We start from the raw sequence: 17,079 nt of genomic DNA on the forward strand, positions 1-17,079 counted from the left end.
GGGAAATTGTCTATTTTTGAATCAATTCAAAATTAACTAAAAATAGAACAACTTAATATCCATCAGAGAACAATACGCGCTGCACACCCCGAACAGTCCATGGGCCTTTACCACCACCAGCAAGTGGCATCAATCGATAACGCTTTTCACCGTTAGGTTTGGTTTCGGTATTGAGGATGTGCGCAATTTGATTAGCAAGTTTGCTGGCAGCTATTTGCGTTTTCCATGAGCGATAACCGTTTGGCCATGGCAGTGTGTATTGGCGTGGACGTGTACCACCCCAGCCGGGTACTGTGCCAATATGTGGAAAACGATCACCAAGCTGTGTGACGCCTGCTTCAGCCAGCAGAAAATCGAGTCTTGAGATTACTGAGCTGGCAACCCTACTGTTCCAGCTTATGAGTGGTAATCTACCTTGCTCACCTTCTAAATGTGCGGTGCACAAGGCGGCGAGATAAGTCCAGCCACTATTCATTTTTGCCGTCGCATTTTCATCCGCATCGATGGCCGCTTTAATCACTTTTTTAACATTATCAACCGTAACGTCTTTCTGCGGCGTGCCACTGACATTAAACAATTCTGTTGCAGTCTTAACGGCCATGTCGCGCCATTCTTCATCCCAGTCATCGCCTCGCTCCAATGTTTTTGCTAATTCATTGGCGCGATAGTACAAAGGGTCTACAGCCGCATAATGAAGTGCATAGCTTATGCGCGGTTTAGGCCAGAAAAAGGCTAATAACCGATCATGCCATCCTGCCACTGCTTCACCAGCAGGTTTTTTCAGGTAATAAGCCTGATACGGAGCATCTTCAATCCAGCGAACCAAGGCGCGGACAAACTCTAAATCATCGGCATTTTTTTCGGGTATGTAAGGCGGATAAGTATCTTCACCAATAAGTTCGATGCCTTGGTCATCAAGCACCACCGGATCAGCTGACTTAACTTCGATATCTGCCTGTACGCGTGCTTCGGCATAATTCATGTAGGTATCCTGCTCAGCAAAGCTCATACTGTCCCAAAGCGCCAATGCATGGTCACTTAGGCAAGCTGCAGGCTCCTCGCTACCGGAGTCATAACCAATGGTTGTCTGTTGTATAAATTCGATGTGATCGCGGAGGAATGTATCGTCGACCTGAGCATTATTGCGGTAGGCCCAAGGCACCATCATGCGCGCCATAACTTCAAGGGTAAATCGTCTATCTTCGCGGATGAGATCACTTAGACTGCTATCACTTAGGCCAATCGGCATTTTGCCGTACTTCCAGGCATGTCGTTGTGCATCATGGCTGGGTGAGAACCGCTTAAACCAAACTTTCCAGGCGGCAATAAAGAAGCCAGCACTGATTTCGAAGTCTTCGGCCTGTTTGAATATGATTCTCATACTATCCCTAAGTGATTACTTTTAATATCAAATAAGATAGCTGTATTAAAGCGCTTCTGCAAATGGAAAGCTTTAATCCTGAAGCCTGTTCAAAATGTATCGGTGCCTATGTTTTGACGGCCACTATCAACATTTGACCAAGATCGCTATAATTCCGCGGCAATTCTTAAAATCACTAGTCATTAGGCATGAAGCTCGATTTACCGCAAATCACTGATAAAACCAACTTTGTCCATTATCTTGATGGGCTTGCTGGCTCAAGCCGTGCGCTGGCATTTGCTAAGCTTGCTGAGCAGCGCGAGCAACCGATCGTGGTTATCAGCGACGATACCCCTGCGCTGTGGCAGCTACAAAAAGAAATTCAGTATTTTCTGGGTAAAGACTCTGATATTCCGGTTATGGTTTTCCCCGACTGGGAAACTCTGCCCTATGACAACTTTTCCCCGCATCAGGACATCGTCTCAGAACGTTTATTGACGCTTTACAATCTACCGCGCCTAAAACATGGCATTGTATTGATTGCCGTGAACACCCTGCTGCTAAAGCTCCCTCCACAGGAGTATATCGAACAAAACAGTCTGATTGTTCACACGGGACAAAAACTGGATATGCATGAGGTGCGTAAACTGTTTGAAGAAAGCGGTTACCACTCAGTGAATCAGGTTTTCTCGCATGGTGAATATGCAGTTCGAGGCTCTATTCTTGATGTGTTTCCAATGGGCTCGGAAAAGCCACTACGACTGGACTTTTTTGATGATGAAATCGATAGCATTCGCTATTTTGATCCGGAAAGTCAACTATCAGACCAGAAGATTCAAAAGTTTGAGCTGCTGCCAGCCAAAGAGTTTCCACTGGATGACGAAGGCATTGCTACCTTCAGACAAAACTTCCGTGCTGAATTTGAAGTCAATCTACAGCGCGTCTGGCTCTATCAGGAAGTCAGCAATGGCAACTCTCCGGCAGGCATTGAATACTATTTACCCTTGTTCTTTGAGCAGCTGGACACTTTCTTCGATTACCTGCCACAGCAATCGCTGATTTGCACACTGGGCGATCATCAGCTGCATGCTGAACATTATTGGGACGAAATCACAGAGCGCTACGAGCAACGTCGTCATGACATTGAACGCCCTATTTTGGAGCCTAAAAAGCTTTATTTAGCTGCTGATGAACTCAATTCGCAATTGAAACAGCACATCCGCATTCATATCAAGCAAGAACGCCCTGATGCCGACTATCAGGCCAGTCCGATGCCAATGATGGCAATTGATCATAAAGCCAAGGATCCGGTAAACCAGTTTAGAAGTTTCTTAAAGCAGTGGACTGGGCAATGTTTTATCGCGACCGAATCACCCGGACGCCGCGAAGCTTTAAAGGACTTGCTGTCGCGCAACGAGATACAGGCATCAGTTGTCGAGCATTGGAGCGAGGCCTCAGATTCAAAAAATCTGGTCATTGGCGTTGCACCATTAAGTAAAGGTTTCGCTTTATCCGATCTGGCTGTTGTCACTGAAACCGAGTTGTTTGGCGAGAACGTCATTAAAACCCGCCGTCGCGACACCAAAGCAGCTGACCAGGCTGAGGACATGATCCGCAACCTGGCGGAGCTCAAAGAAGGCGATCCGGTCGTCCATATCGAGCAAGGTATTGGTCGCTACCGAGGACTGGTTAAACTGGAAAGTGGCGACATCGAAGCTGAATATCTGATGATTGAATATGCTGGTGGCGACAAACTGTATATGCCAGTGCAATCACTGCATTTGATTGGCCGCTATTCAGGTACCAATCCCGAACTGGCGCCCTGGCACAAGCTTGGAACTGAGCAATGGGATAAAGCTCGCCAGAAAGCTGCAGAAAAAGCACGAGATGTTGCTGCTGAGCTACTTGATATTTATGCCCGACGTGCCGCCAAAGAAGGTATCCAATATCAGCTCGACGAAGCTGAGTATCGTCGTTTCTGCGCTGAGTTTGCCTTTGAAGAAACTGTGGATCAAACCACCGCCATTAATGCTGTGATTCGTGATATGACTTCACATTTACCGATGGATCGTCTGGTCTGTGGTGATGTCGGCTTTGGTAAAACAGAAGTTGCGTTACGTGCGGCATTCATTGCTGCTCAGTCCGGTAAACAGGTGGCGGTACTTGTTCCGACTACCCTGCTCGCTCAACAGCACTTTGAAACCTTTAGTGATCGTTTTGCAGACTGGCCAATGAAAGTTGCCAGCCTGTCACGTTTTGCTACTAATAAAGAAGTTCAGGCAACTTTAAAAGGTCTTGAAGATGGGACTGTCGATATCGTGGTCGGTACCCATAAACTGATTCAACAAGATGTTAAATTTAAACGCCTCGGTCTACTCATAATCGATGAAGAGCATCGTTTCGGTGTGCGTCAAAAGGAACAGCTGAAAAAATTCCGTACCGAAGTGGATATTCTGACACTGACTGCAACGCCTATCCCTCGTACTTTAAACATGTCCATGTCAGGAATGCGTGACCTGTCCATTATTGCGACACCTCCTGCCAGACGCCTGTCAGTCAAAACCTTTGTTCGCGAATACCACAAGCCATTGATTCGCGAGGCGGTGCTGAGGGAGATTCTTCGCGGTGGTCAGGTATATTTCCTACATAATGCGGTGGATACCATTCAACGCACACTTGAAGAGCTTCAGGAGTTGTTGCCCGAAGCACGTATTCAGTTGGCTCATGGGCAGATGCGAGAGCGTGAACTTGAACAGGTCATGCGTGATTTCTATCACCAGCGCTTTAACGTTCTGGTCTGTACCACCATTGTTGAAACCGGTATCGATAATCCTAATGCCAACACCATGATTATTGATAGAGCCGACAAATTCGGCTTAGCTCAGCTGCACCAGCTTCGTGGCCGTGTTGGTCGTTCTCATCACCAGGCTTATGCCTATTTATTGACTCCGGCTGGAAGAAAAATCACCAAGGACGCAGAAAAACGCCTCGATGCCATTGCCTCGCTCGAAGATCTAGGGGCAGGTTTTACGCTGGCAACCCATGACCTTGAAATTCGCGGAGCTGGTGAACTGCTAGGAGACGAACAGTCTGGTCAGATGCAAGCTGTTGGCTTTAACTTATACATGGACATGCTGGAAGATGCCGTCAAGGCACTCAAAGATGGCAAAGAACCCTCGTTACAACAAAGCCTCAAGCAAAAAACAGAAATCGATCTCAGTGTTCCAGCTCTAATCCCTGACGATTATATTGGTGATGTGGCAACTCGACTGTCGCTATATAAACGTATCGCAAATGCCAAAACCAAAGAACAGCTGGATGCTTTGCAGGTTGAATTTATTGACCGCTTCGGGTTACTGCCAGAAGCTTTAAAAAACCTGTTTACCCTTACCGAACTGGCATTAAGGGTACAGCCACTGGGAATTAGTAAAATTGACCTGGTGAAAACAGGAATACGTATTCGCTTTACTCAGGACACTCAAATCGATCCAGGCAAACTCATCCGCCTGATCCAGCTTAACCCTTCCCGCTATCGATTCGAGCAAAATGTGATTTTGAAGATTCTGACCGAAGAGGAAGAAATTGCACCCCTGGTAAAAGAAATTAACGCGGTCATTGAGAAGATTTCCTAAAAGCTGAACACTCGCCCAGTCTTACAATTTAAGGCTGGGCTTTCCTTTCAATCATGGTAAACTCTAACCACTTAAAAGTGTTAACCAGTAATATTATGACCAGAAAAATCATTACCTTAGCCTTGATTTTTAGCCTTGTATTCAGTGCACAGAACAGTACGGCTCAAAGCATATTTGATATTGAGTTTGTGTTCTTCAAGCGCATTGATCAGCAGGATAATTCAGCACAGGTAAAAGATACAGAACTGCCTGAGATTGAAACTGAATTTACTTTTAGCAATTTACCCGAAGGCTTTACCCTTCTTACCGATAGCCAACTCAAATTGCATGGGGTCTGGGATCGCTTAAGAACCAGTCAGAACATTCGCCCAATGCTCCACATTGGCTGGCGACAACCGTTAATGGATAAGTCAGAAACTCCCTGGTTAGCTTATTCAGCAGCAGACGCGCCCGAAGAAACTGGCCTGGATGTCTTCAATGGCCTTATTCGCTTTAGCCGTAATCAAGGTTTATTGGTCGAGCACAAAGTCACTGGCTTTAAACCATTAAATCTACCCGATGAATTTATACAGTCAACTGACGATAACAATGCTGGCTATGAGTATGATGAAGTAGAATCTTTGGCAGCGACTCCGATTGAACAGCCAATGGTGGATATGCAAATGCCTGAACAGCTCCACGGCTATTTCTTACTCTCCGAAAATCGTAAAATCAAACTGGATGAGCTGCATTACTTCGACCATCCAAATATGGGAATTTTATTGAAAGTCACGCCATACAAAGCCAGTCTCGAAGAGCAAGAAGCTTTAGACAACCCAAAATAAGTCATTAAAACAAATATAGATTCAGGAAGAGTTATGAGTAATATTTTAGTCATTGGTGGCGGAATGGTCGGTAGCGTTATTGCTCGTGACCTGTCCGAGAAATATGACGTTACTGTTGCGGATGTCAGCAACACACGCTTGAAGCTTCTAAAAAAACGCCATCCTTCATTTTCTACTCTTGAGCTCGACGTGCTCAATCTGGATGAGCTGAAAAGCGCCGTAGCTCCCTTTGATATTATCGTCTGTGGCGTGCCTGGCCATTTGGGCTTCAAGGCACTGAAAAACATCATTGAAGCTGGCAAAGATGTTGTTGATATTTCCTTCTCTCCAGAAAACTGTCTGGAACTTGACTACCTTGCCAAAAAACACAAGGTAACAGCCGTCATTGATGCAGGCGTTGCACCAGGAATGGATAACCTTCTTCTAGGGTTTCACAATACCCGCATGGAAGTCAGCCACTTCGAATGCCTGGTTGGTGGCTTGCCTAAAATTCGTAAGAAACCATTTGAATACAAAGCTGCTTTCTCACCGATTGACGTCATTGAAGAATACACCCGCGCTGCCCGTTTTTTTGAGCATGGCAGAATGGTTACCCGTGAAGCATTAAGTGATCGAGAGCTGGTCGAGTTTGATAAGATCGGGACACTTGAAGCATTCAATACCGATGGGCTTCGCTCCCTCATGTTTACCATGAATAACGTGCCTAACATGAAGGAGAAAACACTGCGCTACCCCGGGCATGTTGAAGCCATTCGAACACTGAAAGCCAGCGGTTTTTTCAGTAAAGACAAAGTATCAGTTCGAGGCCTTGAAATATCGCCTTTGGAAGTCACCTCTGAGATTTTAATCAATGAGTGGAAGCTTAAGCCTAAAGAAGAAGAGTTCACCATTATGCGTGTAACCATTCGCGGGCTGGAGGGAGAAAAGAACAAAGAATACATCTACACCATGTATGATGAATATGACAAAGTGAAACATGAAACATCCATGGCTCGTACTACAGGCTTCACAGCTAATGCTGTTTGCCAATTGCTACTGAAAGGAAAATTTGATAAAAAAGGTGTGTTTGCACCTGAGCATATAGGTGGTCATACCGACTGCTGTAAAACGGTACTTGATTATTTAGAAGAACGAAAAGTTCGATACCGTTTAGAGGAAACTGTTTTATCAACCTGAGGCCAATGACGGCCTCATTTGTGAGACGACAACATGTCAACTAAAACGCAAAACATGCTTCATCTGCGAGTAGAGCTGGAGCACCTAAACCTTCCTGTTTGGCGCGATATCATTATTGACCCAAGCGCGACCCTTGAAGACCTTCATTATGCTATCCAGGCAATTTTTGGCTGGGAAGACTATCAGCAGCACGAATTCCAGAAAGATGGCAAGCGCTATGGTTATATTGACCCGGAAGGTGATGGCGATGAAGAATGGCAAAATGAAGCAAACATTGCCATAACGGATGTGCTAGCCAACAAGGAAGATAGTATTGAATATACCTATGATTTTGCCGATCACTGGCACCATAAAGTGACTTTGATGGGCTTTAAAGAACCTAAACCAGATGTATACGTTGAGTGTATTGATGGTAAAAATGCCTGCCCTCCTGAAGATGCTGGTGGCGTAGCTGGCTATGAACATTTGCTCAATGTTTTACGCTCCCCTAACCATTTCGAGCATGAAGAAGTCAGAGAATGGTTTGGTGAAGGGTTCTCTCCCAATCGTTTTAGCGTGGCTGAGGCAAATGCCAGCCTTCAGGACAGCTTCACTTACGAAGATGAGTAGCTAAGTCAGTTCAAAAAATTCATTAACAAAATGGAGACCCAATGAAGCCATTAACTGATCAACATATTCAAGAAGTTAAAGAACATTTTGATTATTTCGATACTGATAACAATGGCCAAATCGATCTCAAAGAATTCGAGCGTTTGCTTAAAGTACTATCCCCTGATGCAACTGATGAGCAGGTTAAACGTGGCTTCGATTTAGTCGATAAAAATCACGATACGCATATCGAGTTTGATGAGTTTCTCGAGTGGTGGGAAACCTGTTGGTGGGAATTTTAATTAATCAATTTTTTTCATTAATCAATTCCATACCCTGAGGGCGGCAAAATCAAATAGCCGCCCTTTTCATAAATAAATCTAATCAATAAGTTAAAAGCCATAACCCCTGCCCATATAACAGCTCTGACCAGCGCAACCATTGACTAATCTTTAACCAGCAATACCAAAATTAACTGGCGAAAAATGCCCTCTGGTGGTATGGTAGCGCCGCAAAATTATTAATCGCCAAAGCAATCATAAATCAATAGCTTTGGTGCAGTTTTAACCGAATTTAGAGGTATTTATGGATTTTTTGAAAGAGCTAGGTATCGAAGCCGTCAACCAATCAGCTAGTTGGGGCCAAGGTTACACCGACACTCAAGACGCAGGCGTAATTGAGTCTATCAATCCTGCAACTGGCGAAGTTATCGCAAAAGTAAACGCCAGTTCAGCAACCGATTACGACAAAGTTATGCAGGAAGCCGAAGCTGCTTTTGAAGAGTGGCGTAAAGTTCCAGCTCCTCTACGCGGTGAGCTTGTTCGCAAAATCGGAAATGCCTTACGTGAGCACAAAGATGCTCTAGGTAGCCTTGTTTCTGCCGAAATGGGCAAAATCAAAGCTGAAGGTGATGGTGAAGTTCAGGAAATGATTGATATGGCCGATTTCGCCGTAGGTCAATCTCGTATGTTGTATGGTAAAACTATGCACTCTGAGCGTCCTGAGCACCGCATGTATGAACAATGGCATCCGCTAGGTATCACTGGCGTAATGTCTGCTTTCAACTTCCCAGTTGCAGTTTGGTCATGGAATGCTTTCATAGCAGCTATCTGTGGTAACACAGTCGTTTGGAAACCATCTCCAAAAACTCCTTTAACTGCAATTGCAGTTCAAAATATCTGTAACAAGGTTCTTGAAGAAGAAGGCCTAAAAGGTATCTTCTGCTTGTTCATCGATACTGAAGAGAATAAGTTATCACAGCGCTTCATCGAAGACGCTCGTGTTAAGAAAATGTCTTTCACTGGTTCAAGTGAAGTTGGTCGTATGGTTGGCGTTAAAGTTGCTGAGCGTATGGGCAAAAGCTTGCTTGAGCTTTCAGGTAACAACGCGCTTATCCTTGATAAGACAGCCGATATGGATATTGCAGTTCCAGCAATCGTATTCGGTGCTGTAGGTACTGCCGGTCAACGTTGTACTTCAACTCGTCGCTTAATCGTACACAAAGACGTTGCTGATCAAGTGATTCCAGCAATCGTTAATGCCTACAAGCAAGTTAAAATCGGTAACCCACTGGATAAAGACACCTTGATGGGTCCACTAGTTGACGCTAACGCAGTTAAGAATTTCGAGAATGCGGTCGCTAAAGCTAAAGAAGCTGGTGGTGAAGTTCTTGCTGGTGGTAAAGCCATTGATGGTCCTGGCTTCTTCATCGAGCCAACGGTTATTCGCGCAGAAAACCACTGGGATGTTGTTCAGACTGAAACTTTCGCTTCAATTCTTTACGTTATGACTTATGAAACGACTGAAGAAGCGATTGCGATGCAGAACCACTCTAAAGCTGGTCTATCTTCAGCTATCTTCACACGCGACATGAAAGTTGCCGAGAAATTCCTTTCAGCTCTAGGCTCTGATTGCGGTATTGCTAACGTCAACATCGGTACTTCTGGTGCTGAAATTGGCGGTGCATTCGGTGGTGAAAAAGAAACTGGCGGCGGTCGTGAAGCTGGTTCAGATGCATGGAAAGCATACATGCGTCGTCAAACCAACACTATCTTCTGGGGTGACCAACCTACTCTAGCTCAGGGTATTAAGTTCGACCTGGGATAATCATTGTTTTTAATTGAAGCCGCAACTGTTGCGGCTTCCCTTGTTTATATCCTTATTAAAGGAGATCTTTATGGCAGTTTTTAATCTACGTGCATACGACGATCACGAACAAATCGTCTTTTGTCGTGATGTTGAATCTGGCTTAAAAGCCATTATTTGTATCCACAACACTAACCTGGGTCCTGCGGTTGGTGGCTGTCGTATGTGGGATTATAACTCTGACGAAGGCGCTTTGATTGATGCATTGCGTCTATCTCGCGGTATGACCTATAAAAATGCTATGGCTGGCCTACAAATGGGCGGCGGTAAATCGGTCATCATTGGTAACTCTAAAACTATGAAGTCGGAAGAACTTTTCCGTGCTTTCGGTCGCTTTGTTGAAAAGTTAAGCGGTAAATATATCACTGCGGAAGATGTTGGCATCAACCCAAACGATATGGCTATCGTTAACAAAGAAACCAATTATGTTTTAGGTTTGGAAGGCAAATCTGGTGACCCTTCTCCGGTTACAGCTTATGGCGTTTACAAAGGTATTAAAGCTGCTGTAAAGCATAAACTTGGTCGTGATGATTTAGATGGTCTTAAAGTTGCAGTACAAGGTCTTGGCCATGTTGGTTATTACCTGTGTAAGCACTTAAACGATGAAGGTGCAAAACTTGTTGTTACGGATATCAACAAAGAAAACGTTGACCGTGTGGTTAATGAGTTTGGTGCTGTGGCAGTTGATGTTAACGAGATCTATAGCCAGGATGTAGACGTTTACGCTCCTTGTGCTTTAGGTGCAACAATCAATGACACAACTATTCCTCACATCAAAGCATCTATCGTTGCTGGCGCAGCCAATAACCAGCTTGCTGAAGATCGTCACGGCGATATTCTGCTAAGCAAAGGTATCTTGTACGCACCTGATTATGTGATCAATGCTGGCGGTATCATCAATGTATCATTCGAAGAAAACTATAATCGTGATGCTGCATTAGAAAAAGTTGATGAGATTTATGGCACTTTAACTGAAGTGTTCGAAGCCTCAAAACTAAGTGGCCGCCCAACAAACGTAATCGCTGATGAGTTAGCTCGCCAACGTGTGGCAGCTGCCAAGAATAAATAATCTGATTAGTTATTCTTAGCTCATTTTAGAGCATAAAAAAACGGGCTTTTAGCCCGTTTTTTTATGCCTGAAAGCAACTCTATTAATCAATTGCGTACTGAAAATAAATGCGATATGCCGTTGACCATATCGGATAGTCAACTCTAACAAGATAAGCCGCATACTCTTTTCGAACACAGCCGGTTACCGTAAATAAGGTATCGACCAACTCATTAGCCATAGGATACTTAAGCTTTTCAGAGAAATTAGCATCATGGCTTGAAAGAACCAAGTCAGCCTCATCATGGAAACGGTCATACCAAAGTGCATCAGGACTGGTAATCATGGTTGCCAGTTGAGTATTCATTGAATAGATACCAGCATTAGCAACGCTACGCATGGCATAACTTCGCTCCAGGAAGCAAACCATATACAGACTTTTAACAGGAGTTCGAACCTGAACACTGACACAGCTAGCTTTTTTGCCGCCATAAAACGGCCCTAACTGCTCTTCAGGGTAATTTTTCATAGCAGCAATATTGATGCCGTTATCCTGTTCAGACGCTGCAGGAATGATGACTGAGTTTTCACCACGGGTGAATTCGTTAATACTTTTAACAACTGTGGCACTTGTCAGCTCTTCAATCAACGACAGGTTACCTAGCTTACTGCCTAACTCATCATCCTGAGAAATAAGCTCTGGCTTTTCAAGTTCTAGCTTTTGCTCACAGGGACCAATTGGAATAACTAAAGGACGGGCCGTTTCTGTCTTCTCGCAGTTATCGAAGAAAGTTAAAGTATATTGTTGAAGAAATTTATGATCCTGTTCATTTTCTTTCAGAATACAGGCAAAGAACAAATTCTCCATCTGCTCGCCAGTAACCATTCTCGATGCTTCGAAAAGAGCCTTACGCTGATCGCTCTTATTGCCCTGACTTTGCTTACTTTTATCAGACGCTTTGATCAGCGCCTTAAGAGCTGAGTGACTACGTGAATATTCATAAATCAGGTTTTCAAACCTTACCACCATGGATCTGGCTTCTTCGACCAGCTTAACATTCACTTTGTGCTTTTCTGCCAGATCAATGAAACCTCGAAGGCCTGCTGGCCCAGGTAGTGACTGAATGACCTGTAGACCATCAACCGCCTTGTTGATAGTTTCAACCATACGCTGGCAGGTGGATTTATTGGCATTAAGCCAATTAGCCATCCCAGTGATTGTCTTGGCATGATTAGGAAAGTCATCAACTAGGTTGGATAAACCATTTTTGATGCGCTCCCCTTCTCGATCGATAAGTGCTAATTCTGAGCGGGATAATGTTTTACTCACAGTACTGCCTTCTAGTAATACTTTGCTTTATGTAATTAGATACATTGTGACACAATGTTCTGTATATCTCATATACTATAAGATACTTGCTGTGCAAATTTACATTATTGTCACCATTTAGCAAGTCACAATTGCATCAATACATTAATTATCCTTAAGAAATCAGTGAGGAAGAATAACATCCTGTTATGCCTAGATGCACTATATCTAATTAATTAGCAAGGAATAGTGTCACTTTGGCCTGTGAAGAATATCAATTAAATACAAAAATATACAGTATTAGATACAGATATGATGCATCTAGGATAGTTTGAGGTATTTATCAATTTTCCTCTTCATCACGTCGACGCCAACGAAACCAGATTCCCAAAATATTGGCGAACAGTATCAATCCCGCTCCAAGCAACTGGACTGGGGATAACAACTCATCCAAAAAGACAAAACTGAATAGCATCGCAATCGGTACATACAAATAGTAAACCACCGAAGTGACCACATGATTGAGCTCGGTACTGACTTTGATCCAAAGGCTATGTGCTACCAGAGTACAAACTACTCCAAGAACAATAAGTCCTAACCAGCTTTCGCTCGGAATTTCCCAATCAGCCTGCGGAAGGCCAAAACTGAATATCACCATAGCGACAAAGAATTGACCAAATGTACGGCGCTCTCCGTTAATGTGGCGGTATTTTTGGTGCATTAACGGCAGTAAAGCGTAAAGAAAGCCTGAAATCACAGCAAGGATCAGACCAATGGTCATTCCATCAGCAAGGTTAAAGTCAGGTACTACTAAATAGACACCAACAAATGCCAATAAGACGCAGAATAGTTCTAGCCAATGAGGTGGCTGACGATGAACAAACCAACCCAGTAAAAGCAAATGTGCGCCAAAAGTGGAAACACCAATAGCGGCAATAGAAGCTGTTGATAATTGAATGCTATAAAAATAAGTCAGCCAATGGATTGCAAAGACCAAGCCTAATAATAAGATGAATATCCAGTTCTCTTTTCGAGCAATTAATGGTCTTCGAGTTATGCCTGCAAGCAGTATAAGACCGACCACACTGACAGCCAGTCTGAAGGCTCCAATTAGCCATGGATCGACCGCAATATACTTGATAATTACTGGCACCATAGCCATCAAAAAGACAGCAAAAACAGCCAGTAAAATAAGTCGCCAAAAACCTGTATTCATTCTTTATAAATCAGATGGTTATGATTAAAACTTGATGAAGCTTTTAAATTCAAATCAAGCTGTAAAGCCGACATTCTTTCACAATGGTTTTATAACCGATAGTTTTTTCCTTATTTCTAATCGAATTTTCTTGCATTTTTCGCCAAACAAAGTATAAAGCACATTCCATTTTGTGCTGATTGACTATTTTTTGCTCATGCCACTCCAGCTTGGAGGAACATGACATGATTAGCACGCCTGGTAGGTCTGGGAAGTTTCTATCGTTACGCCCCCAGAAATTTGTAAATAAGCTTGTTTATGGCTTCCCTGTATAGGAGATTAAAGAAGTGTATAAAGACTTCGACTATAACCAAGAGATTGATCCTACTGGCGCAACAGAAACTCAGTGGCCTTCTTTTAAGAACGTCAACGAGAACGATGAGCGAAACGATCATTTCATACACAGAAACGGCAAAATCTTTGCGGGCACTCATTTGATCATTGATCTTTGGGGTGCGTCAAAGTTAGATAACCTACAGCTGATGGAACAGGCGTTCCGCGAGTCTGTGGTAGAGTGTGGCGCTACCCTGCTTCACATTCACATGCACCACTTCACACCAAACGGTGGGATTTCGGGCGTTGCCGTACTAGCTGAATCTCATATCAGTGTGCACACCTGGCCTGAGCGCGACTATGCCGCGTTTGATGTTTTTATGTGTGGTGACGCTGAACCTCATAAAGCAGTAGAAATTTTACGCAAAGCCTTCCTACCTTCGAAAATCGAAGTAAGCGAAATCTTGCGTGGACAAGTTGAGAAATAAAGCCTAAGGCAATAAATCGACATGGCAAAAAGATTTATCGAAACCCTGTACAACACTTACGGGCAGAGCTTCATTGTTGATGAAGTTCTGTTTGAAAGTAAAACTGAGCATCAACATCTGATCATTTTTAACAATGAGCAGTTTGGTCATGTTATGGCGTTGGACGGGGTCATCCAAACCACTGAGAAAGACGAGTTTATCTATCACGAGATGCTAACTCATGTGCCATTATTTGCCCATGGTAATGCTAAACGTGTTTTGATCATTGGTGGTGGCGATGGCGGTATCTTGCGTGAGGTCTTGCGTCATCCGGAAGTTGAACATGTCACCATGGTAGAAATTGATGCTGCTGTTGTGGATATGTGCAAACAATACTTCCCGAAACATTCGGATGGCGCTTTTGATGATCCTCGCGTTAATCTGGTGATTGCCGATGGTGTCGATTTTATTGTTAACAACGCTAACTCAGAGAATGGCGAAAAGTTTGACGTGATTATTTCTGATTCAACTGATCCAGAAGGCCCTGGTGAAGTGTTATTCACATCGCGCTTCTATGAGGGTTGCAAGAATAGCCTTAACGAAGGTGGCATTTTAGCGACACAAAATGGCGTCAGCTTCATGCAAATTGATGAAGTAAAGACAACATTTAATCGCTTTGAAGGCTTATTTAGCGATCGTTGGTTCTATGTAACAGCCGTACCTACTTATGTGGGTGGTAATATGACCCTTTCATGGGGTTCTGATGATGCTTCATTACGCCAGCATACGGTTGAGACGATTCGTGAACGATTTAGTAAGGCTAATTTTAGTACCAGGTACTATAACCCTGAACTGCACGTCGCCAGCTTTGCCCTGCCCCAATACGTTGTTGAGGCGCTCAAGTAAAGCGTGCAAATGAACACAAAGGCGAACTTTCACAGTTCGCCTTTTTTGTATCTGGCATACAGAAATGATAGTTTTATGTGCTAACAAGGTATATAAAGTTTATCTATTTTAATGGTATCGACAGACCTCTGTCGGACTTTAAGGAGAACAAAGCCCAATGGCATTAGAGCAACAAGACGATTGGTCAATTGACAAAGCTCGTACACACTACAACCTTCCTTATTGGAGCGAAGGTTACTTTGATTTAAACGAACAGGGAAACCTGGTCGTAAAGCCGGATCGCAACCGTCCGGAATTCAACTTTGAATTAACAGAAATTTGCAAAGAGCTACAGAAGAAAGGCTTCCAGATGCCTGCTCTACTCCGCTTTAGTGACATCCTACACAATCGCGTCAACAGCCTGTGCGAAGCTTTTAATCAAGCCATCAGAGAGTATGAGTTCAAAGGCCATTACACTATATGCTATCCGATTAAAGTTAATCAGCAGCGTCGTGTTGTAGAAGAAATCGTTCAAAGCCAGGCCGCCATAAACAATAACAATGACAAGCAGATTGGCCTTGAAGCTGGTAGCAAACCGGAGCTAATGGCTGTGCTTGCCTTATCAGAGCACACAAACTCGACTATTGTCTGTAATGGCTATAAGGATCGCGAATATATTCGCACAGCGCTCATTGGTACACAGCTGGGCCATAAGGTTTATATCGTTGTTGAAAAACTGACTGAGCTACAGTTGGTGATGGAAGAAGCCGAAAGCATGGGCGTTAAGCCTACGATTGGTGTGCGTGCTCGCCTTGCTTCTAAAGGCGAATCCAAGTGGCAAACCTCTGGCGGTGACCATTCGAAGTTTGGCCTATCAGCCAGCCAAATTTTGCGCCTGGTAGAGACCTTGCAGGAAAAAGATCAGGTTGATATTTTCAAGCTGCTTCACTTCCATTTGGGTTCTCAAATCACCTCCATTCGCGATATCCAGAACGCTCTAAAAGAGTGTGCTCGTTTTTATGCCGAGCTGCACGCGCTTGGCGTACCTGTTGAAACAGTCGATGTTGGTGGCGGCCTTGGTGTGGACTATGAAGGCACACGCAGTCAGAGCCATTGCTCTATTAATTACAGCTTATCAGAATACGCTAATAACGTGGTCTGGGCGTTTTACGATGTAGCCAATGAAAATGACCTGCCCCATCCGAATATTATTACCGAGTCGGGACGCGCATTGACAGCACACCATGCTGTGTTAATCGCCAATGTTATTGACTCTGAAGCACCCGAAAAAGTTGATTTAGAGGCTCCTTCCGAGGAAGCACCCTTGGTCTTACATAACCTGTGGGAAAGCTATCAGGAAGCTATTAATACCAAAGACAACCGAAAACTCATGGAAAGTTTCCATGATGCCGGTTATTTACTGACAGAAGCACAGGGCATGTTTAGCCACCAGGTCTTATCGTTGGCTGAGCGGGCAATGGCTGAGCGCCTGCATCGTATGATTTTAATGCTGGTTAAAGAGAAATTGGTTCCAGAAATTCAGGAACATCAAAATATTCTGGATGAACTGAATGAAAAGTTAGCTAGCAAGTACTTCGTCAACTTTTCGATTTTTCAGTCTCTTCCGGACGCATGGGCAATCGATCAGATTTTCCCTGTTATGCCGTTGCTCGGTCTTAATGAAGAACCTACCGAAAGCGTTATTATTCAGGATATTACCTGCGACAGTGATGGCGTTTTAGAGCAGTATGTTAATGGTCAGGGCATCACGCCAACTATCCATTTACCGCCCTATAAGCCTGGTGATGAGTATCTACTCGGATTCTTCATGGTAGGAGCCTATCAGGAGATTCTCGGCGACATGCATAACCTATTCGGCGATACCCACACTATCGATCTGGTGCTAACCGAAATAGGTGAAATAAAGATTACTGGTACGGACTATGGTTCGGGCGTTGATGAAATGCTGGAGTATGTTGATTTTGATGCTAAATCATTGCTTGAGTCCTATCGTCGACAACTAAAATCAAGCAATCTAGAGCAGGCACAGCAACGCCAATACCTAGCGGAATTACGTGAAGGTATCTATGGTTATAGTTATCTAGAGGATTAATGGG

The 17,079-nt window shown here is 43.9% G+C and carries 13 protein-coding genes; 10 read left to right on the forward strand and 3 right to left on the reverse strand.

Annotated features, from left to right (window positions below; all coding sequences use genetic code 11):
• Window positions 1-52 precede the first annotated feature (52 nt).
• Complete coding sequence (locus tag B158_RS0109000; protein ID WP_018625046.1) at window positions 53-1,381, reverse strand: hypothetical protein; 1,329 nt, start codon at window positions 1,379-1,381, stop codon at window positions 53-55.
• A gap of 188 nt (window positions 1,382-1,569) precedes the next feature.
• Here B158_RS0109000 and mfd point away from each other — a divergent pair, with 188 nt between their 5' ends.
• From mfd to B158_RS0109040, 7 genes are all read left to right on the forward strand, one after another.
• Window positions 1,570-4,992, forward strand: a complete 3,423-nt coding sequence (gene mfd, locus B158_RS0109005) for a transcription-repair coupling factor (protein ID WP_018625047.1) — start codon at window positions 1,570-1,572, stop codon at window positions 4,990-4,992.
• A 95-nt stretch (window positions 4,993-5,087) separates the two neighbouring features.
• Window positions 5,088-5,816, forward strand: a complete 729-nt coding sequence (locus tag B158_RS0109010; RefSeq protein ID WP_156823063.1) for a CsiV family protein — start codon at window positions 5,088-5,090, stop codon at window positions 5,814-5,816.
• 33 nt (window positions 5,817-5,849) lie between these two features.
• Window positions 5,850-6,992 (forward strand): saccharopine dehydrogenase family protein, encoded by a 1,143-nt coding sequence (locus tag B158_RS0109015; RefSeq protein WP_018625049.1) that lies wholly within the window; start codon window positions 5,850-5,852, stop codon window positions 6,990-6,992.
• 33 nt (window positions 6,993-7,025) lie between these two features.
• Entirely contained in the window at window positions 7,026-7,601 is a 576-nt protein-coding gene (locus tag B158_RS0109020) for a plasmid pRiA4b ORF-3 family protein (protein ID WP_018625050.1), read from the forward strand.
• Between the two features lie 41 nt (window positions 7,602-7,642).
• Window positions 7,643-7,882, forward strand: a complete 240-nt coding sequence (locus B158_RS0109025; RefSeq protein WP_018625051.1) for an EF-hand domain-containing protein — start codon at window positions 7,643-7,645, stop codon at window positions 7,880-7,882.
• Between the two features lie 283 nt (window positions 7,883-8,165).
• Entirely contained in the window at window positions 8,166-9,686 is a 1,521-nt protein-coding gene (gene amaB, locus B158_RS0109035) for an L-piperidine-6-carboxylate dehydrogenase (protein WP_018625053.1), read from the forward strand.
• A 70-nt stretch (window positions 9,687-9,756) separates the two neighbouring features.
• A complete protein-coding gene (locus B158_RS0109040; RefSeq protein ID WP_018625054.1) occupies window positions 9,757-10,794 on the forward strand; it encodes a Glu/Leu/Phe/Val family dehydrogenase in 1,038 nt (345 codons plus the stop codon).
• An 82-nt stretch (window positions 10,795-10,876) separates the two neighbouring features.
• Here the strand turns inward: B158_RS0109040 and B158_RS0109045 are convergent, their stop codons facing one another.
• Together B158_RS0109045 and B158_RS0109050 are read right to left on the reverse strand one after the other, a co-directional pair.
• Window positions 10,877-12,103: a hypothetical protein gene (locus B158_RS0109045; protein ID WP_018625055.1), complete on the reverse strand. Its 1,227-nt coding sequence runs from the start codon at window positions 12,101-12,103 to the stop codon at window positions 10,877-10,879.
• Window positions 12,104-12,425: 322 nt separating this feature from the next.
• Window positions 12,426-13,298 (reverse strand): DMT family transporter, encoded by an 873-nt coding sequence (locus B158_RS0109050; protein WP_018625056.1) that lies wholly within the window; start codon window positions 13,296-13,298, stop codon window positions 12,426-12,428.
• A 326-nt stretch (window positions 13,299-13,624) separates the two neighbouring features.
• On the opposite strand from B158_RS0109050, the gene speD reads away from it, so the two are divergent.
• The 3 genes from speD (at window position 13,625) to speA (ending at window position 17,075) form a co-directional block, all read left to right on the forward strand.
• Complete coding sequence (gene speD / locus B158_RS0109060; RefSeq protein WP_018625058.1) at window positions 13,625-14,098, forward strand: adenosylmethionine decarboxylase; 474 nt, start codon at window positions 13,625-13,627, stop codon at window positions 14,096-14,098.
• A 21-nt stretch (window positions 14,099-14,119) separates the two neighbouring features.
• A complete protein-coding gene (gene speE / locus B158_RS0109065; protein WP_018625059.1) occupies window positions 14,120-14,983 on the forward strand; it encodes a polyamine aminopropyltransferase in 864 nt (287 codons plus the stop codon).
• A gap of 157 nt (window positions 14,984-15,140) precedes the next feature.
• The gene (speA, locus tag B158_RS0109070) at window positions 15,141-17,075 is read left to right on the forward strand and encodes a biosynthetic arginine decarboxylase (protein ID WP_018625060.1); all 1,935 of its coding nucleotides are present in this window, start codon (window positions 15,141-15,143) and stop codon (window positions 17,073-17,075) included.
• The last annotated feature ends 4 nt before the right edge of the window (window positions 17,076-17,079 follow it).

It is taken from the genome of Kangiella aquimarina DSM 16071 (genome assembly GCF_000374105.1).
Taxonomy (GTDB): domain Bacteria; phylum Pseudomonadota; class Gammaproteobacteria; order Enterobacterales; family Kangiellaceae; genus Kangiella; species Kangiella aquimarina.